The organism is Pseudoalteromonas sp. NZS127 (genome assembly GCF_015864805.1).
Classification (GTDB): Bacteria; Pseudomonadota; Gammaproteobacteria; order Enterobacterales; family Alteromonadaceae; genus Pseudoalteromonas; species Pseudoalteromonas nigrifaciens.
In genome coordinates this window covers 74,166-94,273 of record NZ_JADYWN010000011.1, presented here as the reverse complement: position 1 = coordinate 94,273, position 20,108 = coordinate 74,166, and the positions used below count along the sequence as shown (strand labels likewise).

At 38.7% G+C, this 20,108-nt stretch carries 21 protein-coding genes; 5 read left to right on the top strand and 16 right to left on the bottom strand.

The genetic code is table 11. The features are described 5' to 3' along the window. Window positions 1-533: 533 nt before the first annotated feature. Genes I6E78_RS11450 through I6E78_RS11435 form a run of 4 tightly spaced genes read left to right on the top strand, consistent with a single transcriptional unit; the run spans window position 534 to window position 5,176 of the window. Entirely contained in the window at window positions 534-1,232 is a 699-nt protein-coding gene (locus tag I6E78_RS11450; protein WP_089368437.1) for a transglutaminase-like cysteine peptidase, read from the top strand. Next, window positions 1,216-3,222, top strand: coding sequence for a bifunctional diguanylate cyclase/phosphodiesterase (locus I6E78_RS11445; protein ID WP_197182536.1), 2,007 nt, complete (start codon window positions 1,216-1,218; stop codon window positions 3,220-3,222). Before I6E78_RS11450 ends, I6E78_RS11445 begins: the two co-directional genes overlap by 17 nt. Window positions 3,223-3,247: 25 nt before the next feature. Then, on the top strand, window positions 3,248-3,790 hold the full coding sequence (locus I6E78_RS11440) for a hypothetical protein (protein ID WP_197182535.1): 543 nt from the start codon (window positions 3,248-3,250) through the stop codon (window positions 3,788-3,790). A gap of 60 nt (window positions 3,791-3,850) precedes the next feature. After that, a complete protein-coding gene (locus I6E78_RS11435; RefSeq protein WP_179807286.1) occupies window positions 3,851-5,176 on the top strand; it encodes an O-antigen ligase family protein in 1,326 nt (441 codons plus the stop codon). Here the strand turns inward: I6E78_RS11435 and I6E78_RS11430 are convergent. The 14 genes from I6E78_RS11430 to yceD all read right to left on the bottom strand — a co-directional run bounded on the left by I6E78_RS11430 (window position 5,173) and on the right by yceD (window position 17,005). After that, window positions 5,173-7,032 carry an alkaline phosphatase D family protein gene (locus I6E78_RS11430; RefSeq protein WP_197182534.1) on the bottom strand — a complete coding sequence of 620 codons (1,860 nt, stop codon included), beginning with the start codon at window positions 7,030-7,032 and terminating at the stop codon, window positions 5,173-5,175. The two genes, I6E78_RS11435 and I6E78_RS11430, sit on opposite strands and share 4 nt — an antisense overlap. A 4-nt stretch (window positions 7,033-7,036) precedes the next feature. Further along, entirely contained in the window at window positions 7,037-7,816 is a 780-nt protein-coding gene (locus tag I6E78_RS11425; protein WP_011328476.1) for a TatD family hydrolase, read from the bottom strand. Between the two features lie 9 nt (window positions 7,817-7,825). Further along, window positions 7,826-8,152: a PilZ domain-containing protein gene (locus I6E78_RS11420; protein ID WP_011328477.1), complete on the bottom strand. Its 327-nt coding sequence runs from the start codon at window positions 8,150-8,152 to the stop codon at window positions 7,826-7,828. 10 nt (window positions 8,153-8,162) lie between these two features. Continuing rightward, complete coding sequence (locus I6E78_RS11415) at window positions 8,163-9,077, bottom strand: AAA family ATPase (protein WP_182683387.1); 915 nt, start codon at window positions 9,075-9,077, stop codon at window positions 8,163-8,165. A gap of 1 nt (window position 9,078) precedes the next feature. Further along, complete coding sequence (gene tmk / locus I6E78_RS11410; protein WP_011328479.1) at window positions 9,079-9,705, bottom strand: dTMP kinase; 627 nt, start codon at window positions 9,703-9,705, stop codon at window positions 9,079-9,081. A 6-nt stretch (window positions 9,706-9,711) separates the two neighbouring features. Next, window positions 9,712-10,698, bottom strand: a complete 987-nt coding sequence (mltG, locus tag I6E78_RS11405) for an endolytic transglycosylase MltG (RefSeq protein WP_011328480.1) — start codon at window positions 10,696-10,698, stop codon at window positions 9,712-9,714. Further along, window positions 10,692-11,516 carry an aminodeoxychorismate lyase gene (pabC, locus tag I6E78_RS11400; RefSeq protein ID WP_197182533.1) on the bottom strand — a complete coding sequence of 275 codons (825 nt, stop codon included), beginning with the start codon at window positions 11,514-11,516 and terminating at the stop codon, window positions 10,692-10,694. The genes mltG and pabC overlap by 7 nt, the downstream gene beginning before the upstream one ends. Window positions 11,517-11,575: 59 nt before the next feature. Further along, a complete protein-coding gene (gene fabF, locus I6E78_RS11395) occupies window positions 11,576-12,814 on the bottom strand; it encodes a beta-ketoacyl-ACP synthase II (protein WP_011328482.1) in 1,239 nt (412 codons plus the stop codon). A gap of 208 nt (window positions 12,815-13,022) precedes the next feature. Then, on the bottom strand, window positions 13,023-13,259 hold the full coding sequence (acpP, locus tag I6E78_RS11390; RefSeq protein ID WP_006792304.1) for an acyl carrier protein: 237 nt from the start codon (window positions 13,257-13,259) through the stop codon (window positions 13,023-13,025). A gap of 250 nt (window positions 13,260-13,509) precedes the next feature. After that, complete coding sequence (gene fabG, locus I6E78_RS11385; RefSeq protein WP_011328483.1) at window positions 13,510-14,256, bottom strand: 3-oxoacyl-ACP reductase FabG; 747 nt, start codon at window positions 14,254-14,256, stop codon at window positions 13,510-13,512. 11 nt (window positions 14,257-14,267) lie between these two features. Next, a complete protein-coding gene (gene fabD, locus I6E78_RS11380) occupies window positions 14,268-15,194 on the bottom strand; it encodes an ACP S-malonyltransferase (protein ID WP_193038392.1) in 927 nt (308 codons plus the stop codon). Window positions 15,195-15,251: 57 nt separating this feature from the next. Continuing rightward, window positions 15,252-16,289, bottom strand: a complete 1,038-nt coding sequence (plsX, locus tag I6E78_RS11375; RefSeq protein WP_011328485.1) for a phosphate acyltransferase PlsX — start codon at window positions 16,287-16,289, stop codon at window positions 15,252-15,254. Window positions 16,290-16,300: 11 nt separating this feature from the next. Continuing rightward, window positions 16,301-16,471, bottom strand: coding sequence for a 50S ribosomal protein L32 (gene rpmF / locus I6E78_RS11370; RefSeq protein WP_011328486.1), 171 nt, complete (start codon window positions 16,469-16,471; stop codon window positions 16,301-16,303). 9 nt (window positions 16,472-16,480) lie between these two features. Then, entirely contained in the window at window positions 16,481-17,005 is a 525-nt protein-coding gene (yceD, locus tag I6E78_RS11365; RefSeq protein ID WP_011328487.1) for a 23S rRNA accumulation protein YceD, read from the bottom strand. 131 nt (window positions 17,006-17,136) lie between these two features. Here yceD and I6E78_RS11360 point away from each other — a divergent pair, with 131 nt between their 5' ends. Continuing rightward, window positions 17,137-17,745, top strand: coding sequence for a Maf family protein (locus I6E78_RS11360; RefSeq protein WP_197182532.1), 609 nt, complete (start codon window positions 17,137-17,139; stop codon window positions 17,743-17,745). On the opposite strand, the gene I6E78_RS11355 is transcribed toward I6E78_RS11360, so the two are convergent. Further along, window positions 17,742-18,410 carry an HAD-IA family hydrolase gene (locus tag I6E78_RS11355; protein ID WP_244181032.1) on the bottom strand — a complete coding sequence of 223 codons (669 nt, stop codon included), beginning with the start codon at window positions 18,408-18,410 and terminating at the stop codon, window positions 17,742-17,744. The two genes, I6E78_RS11360 and I6E78_RS11355, sit on opposite strands and share 4 nt — an antisense overlap. Continuing rightward, complete coding sequence (rluC, locus tag I6E78_RS11350; protein WP_011328490.1) at window positions 18,407-19,366, bottom strand: 23S rRNA pseudouridine(955/2504/2580) synthase RluC; 960 nt, start codon at window positions 19,364-19,366, stop codon at window positions 18,407-18,409. The genes I6E78_RS11355 and rluC overlap by 4 nt, the downstream gene beginning before the upstream one ends. Between the last annotated feature and the right edge of the window lie 742 nt (window positions 19,367-20,108).

Sequence of the window (20,108 nt, the reverse complement as noted above, 5' to 3'; positions counted from 1 at the left end):
ACCATCAAACTCACTTGGTTTAAAATAGAACAATTCATCTTATAATAGATCAACTTATAAGATTAAACTTTTAATTTACTTAGTAAAACAGATCTCAAAAAACTCATAAACATTGTATTTTCATGTGCACCGAGATTGTGTTTAATATTGAGCCTCTCATGTATTACTTAAGCTTTAAGTAATTAATATATATGGTTTATCAATGGTATAACTTAACAATGTAGTGTATTTGCTACATAGCACTTTATATCAATTGCCATACAATTTAATAAAGTCAAAATTTAGTGCCAATTTTTATTATATCCAACGAGCAATCTTTAAAACTTTTAACGCATATGTTGTGGTCACTAATCGCGATTACGTACATTTAAAGTACAAAACAACGCAATTCAATAAACATTAAACCACACCTTTTAATTAGTCAATGCTAACAAATTGTTTCATTAAAACTTATTTAACCTACTTTATTGCTAGTTTCGGTTTTAATGCTAATAATATAATAAGTGTCGCATCTAAATTTTAAGGAACTACTTGTGCGTTTGGGGTGCTGCATTGTTATCTTGTTATCTTTTTATGTTTACTCACAAGACACAATCAATTACTTGCGTAATAGCGAAATAATTGAACGTGCAAAACAACATTATGGTAAAGATGGACATAATCGCATAAAGCAATGGCTTAGGTTTATTGATGCATCGATTGATAAGAATGAATGGCGGCAGGTACATCTGGTTAATAATTTTTTTAATGAACATATAAAATACAAAACAGATAATGAGCTTTGGAATAAAAATGATTATTGGGCTACACCAATAGAAAGCTTGGGTGTAGGTATGGGGGATTGTGAGGATTACGTTATAGCTAAATACTTTACTTTAATTGCGCTTGGTATTCCTGAAGAAAAAATAAGGTTTATGTATGTGCGTCAACACACCATTAATCAGCCCCACATGGTACTGATATACTTTCCTGAAGCAGACCAAATTCCTTTTGTTTTGGGTAACTTTAATACCCAGTTACTCCCCGCAAATAAACGTCACGATTTAACACCTATATACAGTTTTAATGGCCAAGGTTTATGGTTAGCCAAAGCAAAAGGGCTTGGTAATAAAGTTAAAAATAGTAGCGGTGTGTCGGCTTGGGATACTATGCTAAAAAGAATTGAAAAAGGTGAGCTTGCACTCGTAAATGGAATTGATACAGGAGATGAAAATAATGTATCACCCTTTTAAACAAGGTATGAGTCTTAAAATACAGATCTACGGGCTAATAATTTGTATTTCCATTTTATCTTTTTTTGTAAGAATTATTATTGATGTAGATACAACCCGAGACTATTTACAAACACAAATGGCAAGCCATGCAAAAGACACAGCTACAAGCCTAGGACTTTCTATCTCCCCTTATTTGGATACAGATGGACTCATAATAGGGCAAACTATGGCAACCGCAATATTTGATTCTGGTTATTATAGTAAAATACGCTTTATTAATACGAAACATGAAACGCTATTCTCATTAGAAAACCCTACCCATGTAGATTCTGTGCCTCATTGGTTTACAAACACTGTAAAATTAAGCGCGCCTACAATGCAATCTGAAATAAATACGGGTTGGATCATTGCTGGTACACTTGAAGTTACCAGCCATTTAGGAGAGTCATATTTAACTTTATGGCTGCACACAAAGCGTAGCTTTTATAGTTCGCTCATATTATTAATTGCTTCACTGCTGATCACTTATTTTATTTTACAAACAATATTCAAACCTTTAAAAGCAGTTGAGAAGCAAGCACTGCTTGTTACTCGCAAACGCTTTACACTCAATAATAAAGTGCCGTTAGCCCACGAATTGCGCATAGTAACCAAAGCAATTAATAATATGGTGCTTAATTTGCAAAGTACATTCGACTCTTTAGCTAAACAAACCCAAGCGCTAACAAACGCCGTGTATAGTGATCCACTAACAGGATTAGGTAATCGCAAATCTTTTGAAAACTATTTTAACGCCGTTACCCACTCCATTACCTCTGAGCGTCCAATGACAGCAACAATGGTCACACTTCCCTCGCTAGTAAACATTAATCGAACACTTAGCTATCAAAAGGGTGATGAGTATGTGACTGACGTTGCTAAAATGTTAAAACTCTCTTTAGCTGAACTAAATAATTATAGGTTATGCCGAATAAATGGCAGTACTTTTGTTTTTATTGCGCCATACGATATTACTTTTTTGTATAATTTACACGCTAACCTTATTGACCTGTTTAGCCAAAAACAGCACAGCTCACATAATAATGGTTATGCACGCTTAGCTTCTATAAATGTTGAAAAAAGCTTAACACTGAGTCATTTACTTTCGTCATTAGATACCAAATGTACTATTGGAGAAAGTACGATTGACGCTAACATTGATAATAAAATAGTCTTCAGTGTTGAAGAGTGGCAAAAAATAATTCAGAGCATAATTAACTCTGGGGAAGTGAGCTTTTCAGTACAGCCTGTGAAAAAAAGTAATACCGAGTTTACACAGTGCTACTTTGAAGTATTTGCGCACTTTATCTATAACAATGAAAAAATAAACAATAGTCACTTATTCGCTATGGCCGAAAAGTTAAATTTGACAGAAGAACTGGATAAAAAATTAATCCGTGATTTTATTAATATTAAAATGCAATATCCAGAGGATAAATTCGCATTAAATATAAGTAAGTCCTCGTTATATTCACCGGAGTTTATACAATGGCTAGGTGCGTTTTCTCAACACTACCCCTGCCTCAAAAACAATCTTATTTTTGAGCTACATGAATTGAGCTTACTAAGTAATATACGCGTTGCTGCACTTCATATTGATGCGATAAAAGAGGTTGGTATTAGTGTGTGTGTAGAGCACTTTGGCACCAGTTTAACCTCTTTTAAGTATTTACATGGTCTTGATATTGAGTATGTGAAAATTGACGGTAGCTACATCCAAGATTTAATTGATAATCCGCAAAGTCGCTTTTATATTCAAACTGTAAATAATATTTGTCATGGCTTTGGCATTAAAGTCTTAGCGTGTTTAATTGAAAAGCCCGAAACATTAAACATACTCGAAAGCTTAGGTTGTGATGGTGTTCAAGGGAATTTAATTTGCTCCGCCTCACAAGTAATCAACATTATTGATGAAAACACAAATAAAAAGTTTACTTTTCATCCAAATGTATTAGAATTTTGTAAGTAGCCTATTTTTTAAACAAGGGTCGATCATGAAATCAATTATCTTATTTGGACTAATAGTAGGGCTGTGTGTATTTTATGTACCGCAAACTTACGCACAAACTAATACATCAAAATCTGTTCAGTCTGCAGGAATAGACAACTTGATTTCGATTTTAAGTAATGCACCAATAAATGTATCTCCTGAGCAACTACAACAAGACTTAGTTGCCGCCATTAAAATTATTTGTAAAAATAATATAAAAAACCAACTAGACAAAACCTTGCCACGAGGCAATTGTAGTAACGCTCAGGTTGATCAAATGATTACTGCCGTTATTGCTGCTTTTGGTGTAGACAGCCCTATGGTTGCTACTTTATTAGCCGCACTTTCTGCATACGGAGTAGATTCAGACACTATTACACTTGCTGCAATTAATGCGGGCATAGATGCTACTATTGCTTCACAAGCCACGGCAGCAGGCCCTATCCAAGCACAACCTAATCCTCCTATTAGCTTACCTGTATTGCCTACACCTCCTGGATCGGGTGGTACTGGTGGTGATGCTGGTATATCTGAAGTTGGTAACTAACTTTATTAAATATAAATGCAGCCTTAGCGCTGCGTTTATATTTTGAGATGGCTGTGGGCTGTGAATCGCTTTATATTTTTTGTTATATGTTTAATTATTTTTTTACTCCCCCTACCCCTTGGCAGTTACCGCCCATGGGCAATATTAGCTATAGGCGTGCTGATTAGCTTTACGTTTTTATTGCATTTATTTAATAGTGCTATTAAAAATAAACAACTGCTTTATCCTCCTTTATACTCTTGGCCTATATTTATTGCTCTTGGCGTTGTTGTTTTAGTTTGCACAATACAGCTATTTAGTATAAGTGTTGATCCGTTTCAAACTCAGCAAATGTTAATTAAAACCTGGTTTATGCTATTATTTTGCTGGTTAATTTTTATTTACTGTAACCACTCCCTACGAATTAAAAAACTAGTTTACACTGTTATTTTTGCTGGGGTTTTTCAGGCCTTATATGCAAGTTATTTAAGCTTATCACCCGATATTATTAGCCCATTATTTAGTTATAAACATACCGATCGTGCTATTGGTACTTTTACTTATTCTAACTTTTTAGCCAACTATTTAGCGCTGTGCTTATGCTTAGGCATAGGTGTGTTGATCAGTGAGTTAAAACGCTCTGCTAACGACAATACACAATCACTCGCACAAACATTACGTGACTGGGCTGGTATATTATTAAGCTCTAAAATTGTATTACGCGTATCATTAATTATTATTATTGTTGCCTTAATATTAACTCGCAGCCGCATGGGTAACTCGGCATTTTTTATCGCTTTAATGGTTATGAGCTTATTGGCTTTATTTATTTACAGACAAAAGCCCAAAGCGTTTAAACACCTTATTATTAGCTTTTTTATTATCGATTTAATTATTATTGGTGCAATATTTGACGTTGAAAAAGTAAAACAGCGTATTAGCGAAACCAGTATACACTCAGAAACGCGTGACGAAGTGGTACGCGACTCTATACCACTTATATTAGATAAACCATTGCTGGGATCAGGTGGGGGTACTTTTTACACTGCTTTCCCTGCGTATCAATCAGAGCCCTTTTCTGGCTACTACGATAATGCGCATAACGATTATATACAATTTGCTGTGGAGCTAGGTATACCGGCAACATTAGCACTTGGTTTGCTGATACTTTATTGTTTATGGCTCTGTATTGCGACCATGCGCCAACGCAAAACCGCACTTTATCAAGGAGTAGCATTTGGCTGTGCAGTAGCTATTATTACTATGCTACTGCATTCTTTAGTCGACTATTCGCTGCAAGCAGGCGCTAATTCAATGCTGTTTATGGCTATTTTATGCTTAGCTATTTTAACTAATAAATTACCTGCGCCTAAAACTATAAAAAAAAGACGTAATCAAGCCGACTAGCGCTGTGCTAAATCAAACTCAGTTAAGTGACCGTCGCCATGAATAAGCTGATAGCGGGCCAAATTACCTTGCTCTAGCGTTATTAAGCTAATAGCTGAATCGCTCACTAAATACTTTTGCCCATCGCCTTTGGTTTGGTGTTTATCAACCTCCATATGCCAACGTTTAGTAAAGAAATTCAGCGGACTTTTCGGGCTATATAAAATTGAATCGAGTTTATCGAGTATATTTATTAATTTACGCGGAAATTCATTTTTTATACCACTGGCAGTCAGCTGCCACACTCTATTAGGATGATCGCCAAAACGTTTTTGCACCGAAAAACAAAAGGAATAATGTACATCACCAGATAAAATTAGCGTTTCGTTTGGGGTATCGTCTCTTCTAAAAGTATCGAGCAATTTTCTTGCCGAGCCTTCGTGAGCCATCCAGTTCTCTACGTCTACCGTGAGCGGTTGGCCGCACATATTAAATAGCGCTTGAATAGCTTCAATCGATTTAACGCCAAATACTGGCGCGGGCGATACAATAATAACTTGATCATGGCTCAATAAGCTCTGCTCAAGATCAGTAAGTCGCTCCCAATCAAGTAGACCAGAGGGCTCATTAAAATTTTGCTCATTACGCCAACGATGTGTGCGAGTGTCGAGCACCACCACTTTAGGAACCGTTGTCAGTTCATAATGCCAATGACTAAATTCTGTTAGTGTTTTATCAAATGTTTTAAATTGCCAAATATTACTACTCGCTAAGCTGTGCTTAAACGCAGTGATTAATGTGCCCGTTTTAGTGAGCGCATCATTTCCCATCCCTTGAAACAACCAGTAACTAATTAAACCATTGCTTACAATACGTTTACTCACTGGGTTTTGACTAATCGCTTGCTCCCATCCAGCTGTCAGGTTCCAGTCATCGGTTACATCATGATCGTCAAATATCATTAATGTAGATACATTGGCAAACAACCGCTCTACATCACTCAATCCTTTTGTATAATCAATCAGTGCTGATTTTTCGGCGTTAAAAATAGTCTTGTTTTGCTCGTTTTGACCTGCATACGTTGTGCTTTGTATATCTACACACTGCCAAGCGGCAGCACTAAAATTTAATAAATAAAGTGCTATATATTCTTCAAAGTGAATAAGGTGATTGTGGGCTTTTACACTTGAAAAGTGAGGTTCATCTTTTTTCAGCCAGTAACTAACACCTAACTTTGAGCGTTTTTGCCAAGGTGTTTTTGGTAAGAACAAATGGCGATTATAAAGCTGCTCATTTATATCGTTCGGTAGCTCAACTGTAAGTGGTTGCTCTTTATAAATACCTAAGGCTTCAATTAACTGATGAATGGCTAATAACATAGGTCCTGCTACGTCATCGGCATAAACCTGATCACCGCTCAGTAATAGCAATTGTGCACCTTGGTTGTTATTACCGCGCTGAGTATTTTGCCAATGACTTGCACAGACTAAACTGTCTTTTGCGGGATGATGTGCATTACGACATGATCCGTGCAAAATATCACTGAGTTTATTGGGAATTACAAATGCAGGTGTTGCTTGATTGCTATAGCACCAAGGCGATAAATCAATTGGAGTATCGTCAACTATAAGTTCGTAGCTTAATAAGCTGTCAGTAGGAAACTTATGATTTATTGGCTTTATAATGACGAAATGCAGATATAAGTGCTCGCCGAGAGAAACGCTGTGCTGATCGCTGTAACATTCATAATTTAACAGTTCAATGCGACAGTTTACAGGCTTAGAGGTAGCAAACTGAATGCATACACTGGTTTGCTCTGCACGGCGCACCATAGGCCCCATTAATAAAATAGGAAGTTGCGCCGTGTGAGTTTTCATGTATTTAGCCTTTGGCTGCTAATTTAAATAAAGAGTAAAAGTTCTCTGTAGTCGCTTTTGCCAGCTCGTTAAAGCTAATTCCCTTTAATTCACTAATGTAATAAGCCACATCTTCTACATATGCTGGCTGATTAGTTTTTCCGCGATACGGTACTGGTGCTAAATATGGAGAGTCGGTTTCTATTAACAAGCGATCGAGCGGTATTTGTTTTACCACTTCTTTTAACTCTACGGCATTTTTGAAGGTAACAATGCCCGAAATCGAAATATAAAAGCCCATATCAATGGCTTTTTTAGCCATATCCCAATCTTCAGTAAAACAATGTAGTACACCACCGCAATTTTCGGCGTTATGCTGTTTCATTAAATTAATGGTATCGCTACGAGCGTCACGAGTATGAATAATTAATGGCTTTTGTAGTTGATTTGCTACTTCTATATGACCAACAAAGCTTGCCTGTTGTACGGCATGCGTGTCTTTTGCGTAGTAGTAATCAAGTCCTGTTTCACCAATGGCGACGACTTTATCGTGCGACGCTAAATCGATTAATTGTTGCTTATTAAGCGCATCTTTTTGATCAAGTGGATGTACGCCACACGAAGCTGACACATCATCATAATGCTTAATTTTATCAAGCATATTCGGGAATTGATCAAGTGTTACGCTTACACATAAAAAGTGTTCAACCTTTTTTGCACGCGCTTTATCAAGCACTTGGTCAAGGTTTAAATCGAGCTTATCAAAATCAAGGCGGTCTAAATGGCAATGAGAATCTACAATCATGGTACTACTTTACATGGTATAAGTTGGATTACCGGAGTTTAACATAGTCCCCAGTAGTTTTTCGATCTTGGCGTTTAGGTTTGTTTTATCATCTAAAAAACTAATACCTATGCCAGGCGGGTTAGAGCTTTGCGCTCCTTGTGGTGTGATCCACGACACTTTCCCGGTCACAACGTCATCCTCTAACGCATCTGGAAGGGTAACTCGTAAAGCGAGTGAATGCCCTACTTCGTAACGCATATTAGTGCGTACAAATAAGCCACCTTTTTTTAAATAAGGCATATAACAGCAATATAATTCATCTAAATCGTCTATATCTACTAATAGCTCTTGCATGCTCAGTCCTTTAATTATTTCGCAGTACGGACGCTAATCTCGATACTGCTAGCGGTAAATTTAGCCCGAGTATTTTGGTATTATTTTGTAAAAACTCGTTTAGAGCATGTTGCACATTTTGATAAGCGTCAAAGCTCATGCCTTGCATAAGCTGTTGTTTTAATTGCTCGCTTAAAAACAACGTAAATATACGAATAAGCTCAGGCTGTTTATTTATTATTGCTATTAACTCAGTAAAATTATGACTTTGTTTAAACTCAGTTGCAAATTTATAAAGTGTATTTATATTTTTTAGCTGATTTTGCTCTTGCCAGTATTTAACTTGCAGTGGTTGGCTGTAAAACAGCGGCAACCAGGTGTAATTAGTTATTTCTAGCGATTCTAACCATTGCTGAGCAAGTGCTAAGTTTGTTACTTTTACATCCGTTTTTGCACAGCGACTTAAAACAGTGGCTGGCAATTGTGTAGCTTGACTGGTTGTGAGAATTAAAAACCGGCTTTGACTTGGCTCTTCTAGCGTTTTTAATAACGCATTTGCAGCAGCGGTAGTCATTTTTTCGCAGTTTTCGATAATAGCGACTTTATTACCATTTTGCGCTGCCGAATGATGCATAAAATCACTAATACCACGTATATCGTCTACGCCAATACTCTGCCCATCAACTTGCGTTAAGCGCTTATCAGGGTGAGTACCTGCCTTTATTAATAAACAACTTTTACACTGTCCACAAGCTGATAATACACTTTTTTTTGCCGCAACTTGCTCGGCTATATTGTTGCACAACAATGCATTTGCTAACTGGTTTGCAAAAGCAAACTTGCCAACACCAATAGGACCACTAAACAACTGCGCATGATGAAAGCGCTGTGCTTTAAAACTTTGTGTTAAGCGTTGCTCTATATCGTGTAGCCAAGGCAGTCTCATATTATTTTTGCTCTGCAAAAAATGTGCGTAATACATTCGTTATATCACGATGTACGTGCTCAATGCTTTGGTTTGCGTCAACAGTTTTAATGGAGTTGTCGTCATTAGCAAGTTCTAAATAACGCATCCGTGTACGCTGAAAAAACTCAATCGCTTCTTGTTCTATTCTATCTAATTCGCCTCGACCTTTAGCGCGTTCAAGGCCAATAACCGGATCAATATCTAAGTAAATGGTTAAATCGGGTTTTAGCCCTTTTAATACCATGGAAGAAAGTGATGCAAGTGTATTAGCACTAATACCACGCCCACCACCCTGATACGCCTGCGATGACAAGTCATGACGATCGGCAAGTACCCATTGCCCTTGCTCAAGTGCTGGGTTAATAACATTATGCATTAGCTGCGAGCGTGCAGCGTACATAATTAATAACTCAGTTTCGAACGCTATTTCTTCGTCATGTTGTGCTTTTACTAATGTACGTAACGACTCAGCAAGCGGCGTACCACCGGGTTCACGCACATTAATAAAATCAATTTTTTTGCTGTTTAAAAACGACTGGCACAAAGCAATAGCGGTAGATTTACCGGCCCCTTCTAACCCTTCGATTACTATAAATTTAGGTTTCATAAAAAATTAGTTCTTTTTGTTTAATATATACGTTTTAACTGCCGCATTGTGTTGCTTCAATGTGGTTGAAAATTGATGACTGCCATCACCTTTTGAAACAAAGTAAACATACTCAGTTGTGGGTGGATTAACCGCGGCTAAAATAGCTGCCTTTGATGGCATGGCAATGGGTGTTGGCGGCAGGCCATTAATACGATAGGTGTTATAGGGCGTGTAGTTACGCAAGTCTTTGCGTTTAATATCGCCGTCAAAGCTCTCCCCAATGCCGTAAATTACGGTTGGATCTGTTTGTAGACGCATATTAGTATTTAGTCTGTTTACAAATGCAGAGGCGATTAATGGCCGCTCACTGGCAAGGCCCGTTTCTTTTTCAATAATGGAGGCCATTATCAGTGCTTCGTACGCTGTTTTATAGGGTAAATTTTGTGCACGCTGCTGCCAAGCAGTATCAAGGGTTTGCTGCATTTTTTGGGCGGCGCGTTTTAGCACACTGCTAATTGTGTCGTTATTATGATAGTGATAGGTTTCGGGAAATAACCAGCCTTCTAAGTGCATATCACTGCCAAGTATTTGCTGACTTAGTTGCTGCTCTTTTAAATCATTTTTTAAGTTATTGGCATTTTTAATAGCGGCTAATACTTCGCGCAGCGCTTGGCCTTCAATAATTGTAAAACTAAAGCTAACTTGTTGGCCATTATTTATTTTTTTTATATTGCTAATAACACTATCACTATTAAGTGCGTAAAGCCCCGTTTTTAAATCTGTGAGTGTTGGGTCTAGTTTAGCAAGTAATTGGTAACGCCAGCAGTTTTCTACCCAGTTATTGGCTTGCCATTGCTTACATAACTGATTAAAGCCAGTACCTTTTTTCACTTCAAATTGGGTGTTATTCGCTACTTTTAATGGGCTATGGAGCGTTGCTTGTAATTGCTGATAACCAAAAACACTGGTAATTATAGCTAATAATAATACCGATAAAGTAACTTTTAACACTTAGCCTCCTTGGCTAATAATTTATTTAATAATAACTGGCTATGCACAATATCAAAGCTACGCTGCTCAAGACGATTAATAGGCACTACGCCCATTAAGCTATTACAGATAAAAACCGCATCTGCTTCAAGCAAGTCTGCAATACTTACGCACTTAAAATCAACGGCTAATTTATCACATAATGATTGTAGATAAACCCCCTTTATCCCGCACTCATTAAGGCTTGGGGTAAATAATTTATTTTGCTTAATAGCAATAATATTTGCTGCAGAGGCTTCTATCACATTGTTGTTATAATCAAGTACAAGCACATCGTCACAAGGTTGCGTTTGCAGCGCTTTTTTTATTAATACTTGTTCAAGGCGGTTTAGTGTTTTGAGCCCTGCAAGCAAGGGTTGTGCGGCTAGTTTAATGGGGCTGATGTTAAGGCTTATACCCTCATTTGCCAGTCTGCTGTAATTTTGAGGATACTCTAAAACAGTCAATAACACGGTTACATTACAGGTTTGCGGCAAACCATAACCGCGCCCTCCTTCGCCTCGCGTTATTACAATTTTAAGCACACACAACGTATGCTCCGCTATACTTTTAGCTATGTGAGCTTCAAGTTCAGCAATATCTACTAATGGAAAACCAAGTCGTGCAGCACATTCAATTAAACGTGCTTTATGATGTGACCAATGCTCTACTTGCCCATTTACTACTTTTGCAGTTGTAAAAAAGCCATCACCATAATTTAAGCCACGATCGTACGCGCTTATAGTGCTGTTTTTAACTGTTGTAATAATAGTTTGTGTGTTTTTTTGTGTTTTTTGCATATAAAAAAAGCCCAGTTAAACAACTGAGCTCTTATAGTCTGGTCTGTTGTTAAAAAAGATTATACCTTTTTAAACAGTAACGAGCCATTAGTACCACCAAAGCCAAACGAGTTACATAGTGCAAACTCTAATTTTGCATCTCGGGCAGTGTGCGGTACATAGTCTAAATCGCACCCTTCATCTGGGTTATCAAGATTAATTGTTGGGGTAACTTTTTGATCGGTTAACGACAATATTGAAATAATCGACTCAACCGAACCAGCAGCACCTAATAAGTGACCCATCATAGATTTAGATGAACTCACCATTACGTCTTTTGCTGCACTGCCAAAAACACTTTTAACGGCCGAGGTTTCTGCTTTGTCGCCTGCATGAGTCGATGTACCATGTGCGTTAATGTAACCAATTTGGTCCGCATTTACTTGCGCATCGTTTAGCGCATTTTCCATCGCTAATGCTGCGCCTGCACCATCTTCTGGTGGTGAAGTCATATGAAATGCATCACCACTCATACCAAAACCAACTAGTTCTGCGTAAATTTTTGCACCACGTGCTTTTGCGTGTTCGTATTCTTCAACAACCACAACACCCGCACCATCTGATAATACAAAACCATCGCGGTCTTTATCCCAAGGACGCGAAGCCGCTTGTGGATCATCGTTGCGTGTTGAAAGTGCACGAGCAGCATTAAAGCCCCCCATACCAATTGGTGTACAGGCTTTTTCAGCACCGCCAGCTACCATAGCATCTGCATCGCCATACGCTATCATACGAGCAGCATGGCCAATATTATGCAAACCCGTAGTACAGGCTGTAACAATAGAAATATTAGGGCCACGTAGTCCATTCATTATTGATAAATGACCAGAAATCATATTAATAATGGTAGAAGGTACATAAAATGGGGATAACTTACGCGGTCCACTATTAAGTAGTTTTATATGGTTTTCTTCAATAAGCGTTAAACCACCAATACCTGAACCCACTGCTACGCCAATACGCGTCGCGTTTTGTTCAGTTACTTCAAGGCCTGAATCTTTAAATGCTTGGATCCCCGCGGCAATGCCGTATTGAATAAATAAATCCATTTTTTTAGCATCTTTTGCTGGCATATAAGCCGATGCATCAAAATCATTGATTAGACCCGCGAAATGCGTACCAAATTTTGATGTATCAAAGTGTGTGATAGTTTGAATACCACTTTTGCCATCTAATAAGCCCTGCCAGGTTGATTGCACATCATTACCTAGCGGCGTCAACATTCCTAAGCCAGTTACGACAACTCGACGTTTAGCCACGGTTTGCCTCCAATAAGGTGTTTTATAAGGGGATAATAATACCCAAGCAACTTCAAAGTACTCGTCTCAAATTAGATTTAAAACGCATAATACCAATAAAATCAGTGTAAATTAGATTGATGTTTAGCTTTGCTTTGAATCATATACTTTGAAGTGGTTTGGATATAGAGATTAAGGGCAGCGAATGCTGCCCTTAATATGCGATTAATTACTCAGCGTGAGCTGTAACGTAATCGATAGCAGATTGTACTGTAGTGATTTTTTCAGCTTCTTCATCAGGGATCTCAGTATCAAACTCTTCTTCAAGAGCCATTACTAATTCAACTGTATCAAGAGAATCTGCACCTAAGTCATCTACGAAAGAAGATTCATTCTTCACTTCTTCTTCTTTAACACCTAGTTGTTCGATGATAATTTTCTTTACGCGTTCTTGGATATCGCTCATTCTTCTTTCCTTTATTAAAAACGCCAATGCGTTATTTTCAGATTGCGGCGTAGTTTACGTCGCATAATTCTCTGATTCAATCTTTTGACCATAAATAATTGTCTGGTCAAACCTCTTGAGTGTACGTTTCGTCTTTTATCGCTTATTTTAACCACGATTTCAAGTATGTTTAAAGCAAGATTGCCAATAATTCAATCTTTTTTGGCAATTTAATTACTTATATTTAATTACTTTCTTTGCACATAGGCTATTAAACCATGTACATCGCACCATTTACATGCAAAGTTTCACCCGATACATACGCAGCCGCATCTGACGCTAGGTAACATACAGCAGCAGCAATTTCATCTGGTTGCCCTAAACGCCCTGCTGGTACATTTGCCAGTGTGGCTGCTTTTTGCTCATCCGTAAGACCATCGGTCATATCGGTTTGAATAAAACCAGGCGCAACTACGTTTACCGTAATACCACGCGACGCTACTTCGCGTGCTAGTGACTTAGAAAAGCCAATAACACCGGCTTTAGCCGCTGCATAGTTAGCTTGCCCAGCATTACCCATAGTGCCCACTACTGAGCCAATATTGATAATACGACCGTTCTTTTTCTTCATCATTGGGCGTAATACTGCCTTAGATAAACGGAATATAGAACTTAAGTTAGTGTCGATAATATCATCCCACTCACTTTCTTTCATGCGCATTAATAAATTATCGCGAGTGATGCCGGCATTATTTACCAATACGTCAACATCGCCAAAATCAGCTTTAATCGCCGCCAATGTCGCCTCAATAGATGCAGGATCAGTTACGTTTAACGCATAGCCTTTACCGCTTTCACCTAAATACTCGCTAATTTTAGCAGCGCCCGACTCACTGGTTGCCGTACCCGCTACTTTTGCGCCTTGGGCAACTAAAGTAGTTGCAATGGCTTTACCAATACCACGGCTAGCGCCCGTGATCAGGACAACTTTGCCCGCTAATGAAAATAAATTAGTCATATTTTATACTCTTATTTTGCAGCATCAATTGAGGCACAGTCGTTAACTGAACCACAGATCATTGCTTTATCAATTCGTTTTGCAAGGCCAGTTAATACTTTGCCTGGGCCAAATTCGTAGCTTTGCGTTACACCTTGTGCAACTAATGCTTGTACTGTTTCAGTCCAGCGTACTGGGCTGTATAACTGGCGTACTAATGCGTCTTTAATTGCATCAGCTGACGTTTCAGCTTTTACATCAACATTATTAATAACAGCGCATTTAGGCGCGTTAAATGTTAACGCAGCTAAATCAATAGCTAGCTTTTCAGCGGCCGGCTTCATTAGCTCACAATGCGATGGTACGCTAACAGCAAGTGGCAATGCACGTTTTGCACCTGCATCTTTACACGCTTGAGAAGCGCGATCTACAGCCGCTTTATGGCCTGCAATAACAACTTGCCCAGGAGAATTATAATTTACCGGAGAAACCACTTCACCCTGCGCTGCAGCGGCGCAAGCCGCTTTGGTTTCATCGTCGCCTAAGCCAATAATAGCAGCCATTGAACCCACACCTGCAGGTACGGCTTCTTGCATATATAAACCACGGTTTTCTACTAGCTTTACCGCTTCACTCAAGCTTATTACTTCGCTGCATACTAATGCTGAGTACTCACCTAAGCTGTGTCCAGCCATAACAACATCTGCATCAGGGTTAGCTGCTAACCAGTCACGGTAAATAGCAACACTGGCTGTTAATAATGCAGGTTGAGTGCGGTGAGTTTGATTTAGCTTTTCTTCTGGGCCATTAAGAACCAGTTCTGCTAGGTCATATCCTAACGCCGCTGACGCTTCGCTAAAAGTTGCTTTAACAATGTCTGAGCTTTGGAGTAACTCAGTTAACATGCCAACACTTTGTGAGCCTTGACCTGGAAATAGAATTGCAATTTGTTGTGCCATATTTTGCTCTTTTTAATTAAACAAATAAATAATGTTATAAACACGGCAACTCAATTACTACTCGTTCACCGTGTCTTTAGAATGTATTTTTTCAAAAATTGCGGCTATTTTGTCAGGAAGTTGACGTTCAACCTCCTTTACCGCTTCATCAATTGCTGCTTGAAATGCTTTAGCTGAGGCATTTCCATGGCTTTTAACCACAATACCGCGCAATCCTACCAGACTTGCACCGTTATACTGGTCGGGGTTCACCCTTTTATAGAGTTTTTTTATTATAGGACTCAGCATAAACGCCATGCATTTATATACGAGGTGCTTTTCAAGCGCGGCGGTAAACTTATTCATTATAAGTTTTGCAATCCCTTCACAGGTTTTAAGCGCCACATTACCCACAAAGCCTTCGCATACAATAACATCGGCTTTTCCGGTAAATATATCGCTACCTTCACTGTAACCAATATAGTTGATTAAAGGGCTTTGCTGCATTAATTGTGCAGCTTGCTTAATATCTTCATGGCCTTTGATATCTTCAGAGCCAATATTTAATAAACTTACTTTGGGATTATCGCAGCCAAGTGCTTGTCCTGCGACTACCGACCCCATAATGCCAAATTGATACAAGGTTTGCGCATCGCAATGTACGTTAGCACCCAGATCGAGTAAATAAACAGGGTTTTTTCGCTCTGTAGGTACCGCAGAAATAAGTGCTGGACGTTTTACACCAGGAAGCATTTTTAACACGTAATGTGCCATAAAGAATAACGCGCCAGTATTACCTGAACTTACGCATGCTTGAGCCTCGCCCGATTTAACTAAGTTAAGGGCAACGCGCATAGATGAATCTTTTTTGGAGCGTACAGCAACACCGGGCTTACATGCATTTGTAACAACTTCGCTACAGTGGCGAATAATAAGTCGAGGGTGTGCTAGTGAATCGAGTGATTCGAGTTGTTTTGATATGACTTGCTCATTACCGCATAAAATTAGCGTTAAATTAGCATGAGCATTTACCGCGTTAACGGCAGCGGGGATAGATGAACGGGGGCCGTAATCGCCCCCCATCATATCTAACGCTATGGTTAGATTATTCAGCATAAAGAAATCTCTTATTTAGAAATTACTTGAACGCCTTTGTAGTAACCATCTGCAGTCACATGGTGGCGACGATGAGTCTCACCAGATGTTTGATCTACAGTTAAGCTTGGACCACTAATCGCATCGTGTGAACGGCGCATGCCGCGTCTTGCACGAGACTTTTTGCTTTTTTGTACAGCCATAGTCTTCTCCTAAGAATCTTTCTTAAGTTGTTTCAAAATATCAAATGGATTAGGTTTCTCATCTTCCGCCTTTAAAACACCAAAGCTGGCAGGCTTTGCTGAATAACTGCATGAAGCTTCGTTGTGGGTAGAGACCAATGGAACTGCTAAAATTAATTCGTCTTCAATTAAATTAAAAACGTTAATTTCACCATTTTCATCAAGCGCTACTTCATCGTAGTCTTCTGGAAAAATGTCTGATTCTGTTTCATCACCAACTGGTGAATAAACAAAATCTTGCACCAAATCCAACCCTAAATCACCATTACAACGTTGACAAGTGACAGTTACGTGTGTGGACAAATTGCCTCTAATCACAACAAAACCTTGGTCGTCGTTTTTGCAATGAATTTTTACCGCTATTTCACCTACTTCTTCCTGCACAACTTCTCGTAAACGAGTTAGTTTCTCAAGCGGTACAATGCCGTCATACTTTAAACGGTGTTGCGCTGCTTTGCCTGGATGAAGAGTGATGGGAATTTTCACCTTTTGCATAGGGGCTGCATCATATAGATAGTTAGTTGGTTAGTCAAAGTAAAAAACCATATTTACGTGGTTTTTCACGTGTTTTACTCACGGATCTGATTTATCCTAACTCAATCTGATTTTGGTTAGGAAAACAATCTATGAAGTACCCACTTATATTAGCCTCAAGCTCACCCTTTAGGCAGTCTTTATTACAAAAATTCAATCTGCCATTCGATACATTTTCACCGAATGTTGACGAGTCAGCATTAAACAATGAAACCCCTGCACAACTAGTTAAGCGTTTAAGTGAATTAAAAGCCCGCGCAGCTAGTAAACACTTTAGTAAAGGCTTAGTGATTGGCTCAGATCAGGTTGCTGTATTTAATGAGCAAATTTTAGGTAAACCTCATAATAAACACAATGCCGTAAAGCAGTTATCCCTTTTTAGCGGCCATAGTGTAACATTTTTAACTGGCCTGTGCGTTTACGATCTTATATCTGGGGAGAGTAAAACCTGCATTGAACCATTTAATGTTACTTTCAAAACACTCACTGATGCGCAAATAAGTGCTTATTGCGATGCTGAGCAGCCCTATAATTGCGCAGGCAGTTTTAAAAGTGAAGGCCTAGGGATTTGTTTATTTGAAAAATTAACTGGAGACGATCCAAACAGTTTAATTGGTTTACCACTGATCAAACTCAGCCAATTATTAGCTGAGTTTGGCCTTGATGTGCTAAGTGCGCAATCAAATACCCCCCTTAGTTAATGCTCAGGCAGCAATAACTGTTGCAACTGCTGATAACTATCAACAGTTGCAATCGGGTTAAACTCGCTAAGTTGCTTTGCGTTATGTACACCCATAGTGACACCTATGCTATCCATACCCGCGGCTTGCGCCATTGCCATATCAATTTTTGTATCGCCAATCATAACCGCTTCATCGGCGCTTATGCCAAGCTCTGCTAATAATTGAAACAACATATCCGGCGATGGCTTAGAGCTTGCGTCATCACTACTACGCGTTGCACTAAAATAATGCCCTAACTCACTTTGGTGTAATAAACGATCGAGTCCTGCGCGCCCTTTACCTGTTGCCACGGCTAAAATAATGCCACTGTGCTGTAGTGCTAATAGCACTTTTTCTACATCGGCAAATAATGGTGTAGCCGTAGTATCTGTTTGGTAATGCTGCTTATATCCACTAATTAACGCTTGGTGCTGCGCTCTATGCAGCGGAAATAATACCGCAATGGCTTTATCAAGCGACAAACCAATAATGCTTTTTGTTGCTTCATTGCTTGGCGGTTCTATATTTAACGCAACGGCACTGCTGCAAATACAATTAACTATTTTAGTTATTGAATCCATTACTGTGCCGTCCCAATCAAAAATAACCAGCTTGTACTTTTTGAGCGAACTGACTGCTATCACGTTTTATTAGCACGCAATTTAACTAGGCAATTAGCCAGTGCTTTATCAAGCGGTGCTTCTACGCGCATAGTTGTTTCGTTTTTAGGATGATAAAAAGTTAAGTCATGAGCATGTAAAAACAAACGATTTAACCCTGTTTTACGCATCGAATTATCAAACTCTTCATCGCCATATTTATCATCACACGCAATGGGATGCCCTTTGCATTGTGTATGCACACGTATTTGGTGAGTACGCCCGGTAACCGGTGACGCCTGCACTAACGAGCACTCGTTAAAGCGCTCAAGCACTTTAAAGCGGGTATGTGAGGGTTTACCTTCAGTGTTATCTACACGCACTACGCGCTCCCCAGACTTAAGCGTATTTTTACGCAGCCCTTCGGTAACATTTTTAGTTTTAGAGTCCCATTGGCCATCAACTAGCGCCCAATAGTTTTTTTCCATGGTTTTTTCACGTAACTGCTCATGTAAAGCAGTCAGTACTGAACGGCGCTTAGCAATTAATAAACACCCCGACGTATCGCGATCTAGTCTATGCACAAGCTCTAAACTACGCTCTTCTGGGCGTAATACTCGCAGCGCTTCAATTAAACCATAACTTAAGCCACTGCCACCATGTACCGCCATACCCGATGGTTTATTAATAACAATCAGGTATTTATCTTCAAATATAATATCATTTTCAAGGCGTGTTACTTTATCAAGTTTTGAAGGCACAAACTCTTCTCGTTCTGCCACCCTAATTGGCGCAATACGAAGAACATCTTCTAGCTGCAGTTTATATACCGGCTTAATGCGTTTTTTATTAACGCGCACCTCACCTTTACGCAAAAGTTTATAAATTGCGCTTTTAGGCACCCCTTTTAAATGGGTAATAAGAAAGTTATCAATTCGTTGACCTAAATGGTCTTCGTTGATCGTGACATAAGTTACTTGTAAGTCGTTTTTTTCTGACATTGCCTAATCACTAATTTAAGAAAAATAATTTAGTTGCTAACACAGTTATAATAGTGGGATAATCAGCAGCGCAAATATTTAGTATTTGCAAATAACAACGGTGCTTTTTAACGCAGTAATACATTCGTGATGCACATTCTGGGTAATTGATCATACAGATCCGAGTTAAGTTTTCCAAAGCTTTTATACATACCCAGTCAACACGTGCGATCAATTAGCGGCAATGCGCGTAATATATTGCCAGTTAAGTTTGAACATGAATTGATTTTTAATGCGATTGAAAAAGCAATGAACAGATAATTTGTCTGATAGTGACGACGTAAAAACGTCGTTCAGCACTTGCTCAATTGTAGTACCGTACAGCAGCTTATTTAGAACTAAAAAAATCTAATAAATAAGTCGTCATTAACATTGGCAGCGATTTTTGCTCACAAAAATGGATTTTAGTAGTACATCACATTGTATTACTCACTTACTTAACGAGCCCTATGCGCCTAAATATGAACGGCATTTAATAAGATTAGTATGACAGGCCAACTTCTGGGTAAAACGTGTAACGTAGCTGAAAAGCCGACAGTTTTAGCCCTGCTATGAATTTAATAGTAATAAATACACTATTGTTTGCCTGCATTTAAAAATACTGCGTACGCAAAAAACAGAGCCGTTCCATTAAAGACCCAGTCGTGAGGCTGCACATTCTAAAAATAGGAATAACTGAACAGACGTGAAAACAGCGTCATGT

Coding starts and splice junctions, on each gene's coding strand:
- fabD (WP_193038392.1), bottom strand. CDS start 15,194: ATGGCACAACAAATTGCAATTCTATTTCCAGGTCAAGGCTCACAAAGT.
- rpmF (WP_011328486.1), bottom strand. CDS start 16,471: ATGGCTGTACAAAAAAGCAAAAAGTCTCGTGCAAGACGCGGCATGCGC.
- acpP (WP_006792304.1), bottom strand. CDS start 13,259: ATGAGCGATATCCAAGAACGCGTAAAGAAAATTATCATCGAACAACTA.
- rluC (WP_011328490.1), bottom strand. CDS start 19,366: ATGTCAGAAAAAAACGACTTACAAGTAACTTATGTCACGATCAACGAA.
- yceD (WP_011328487.1), bottom strand. CDS start 17,005: ATGCAAAAGGTGAAAATTCCCATCACTCTTCATCCAGGCAAAGCAGCG.
- tmk (WP_011328479.1), bottom strand. CDS start 9,705: ATGAAACCTAAATTTATAGTAATCGAAGGGTTAGAAGGGGCCGGTAAA.
- I6E78_RS11440 (WP_197182535.1), top strand. CDS start 3,248: ATGAAATCAATTATCTTATTTGGACTAATAGTAGGGCTGTGTGTATTT.
- I6E78_RS11415 (WP_182683387.1), bottom strand. CDS start 9,077: ATGAGACTGCCTTGGCTACACGATATAGAGCAACGCTTAACACAAAGT.
- I6E78_RS11430 (WP_197182534.1), bottom strand. CDS start 7,032: ATGAAAACTCACACGGCGCAACTTCCTATTTTATTAATGGGGCCTATG.
- I6E78_RS11425 (WP_011328476.1), bottom strand. CDS start 7,816: ATGATTGTAGATTCTCATTGCCATTTAGACCGCCTTGATTTTGATAAG.
- fabG (WP_011328483.1), bottom strand. CDS start 14,256: ATGACTAATTTATTTTCATTAGCGGGCAAAGTTGTCCTGATCACGGGC.
- I6E78_RS11360 (WP_197182532.1), top strand. CDS start 17,137: ATGAAGTACCCACTTATATTAGCCTCAAGCTCACCCTTTAGGCAGTCT.
- I6E78_RS11420 (WP_011328477.1), bottom strand. CDS start 8,152: ATGCAAGAGCTATTAGTAGATATAGACGATTTAGATGAATTATATTGC.
- I6E78_RS11445 (WP_197182536.1), top strand. CDS start 1,216: ATGTATCACCCTTTTAAACAAGGTATGAGTCTTAAAATACAGATCTAC.
- pabC (WP_197182533.1), bottom strand. CDS start 11,516: ATGCAAAAAACACAAAAAAACACACAAACTATTATTACAACAGTTAAA.
- plsX (WP_011328485.1), bottom strand. CDS start 16,289: ATGCTGAATAATCTAACCATAGCGTTAGATATGATGGGGGGCGATTAC.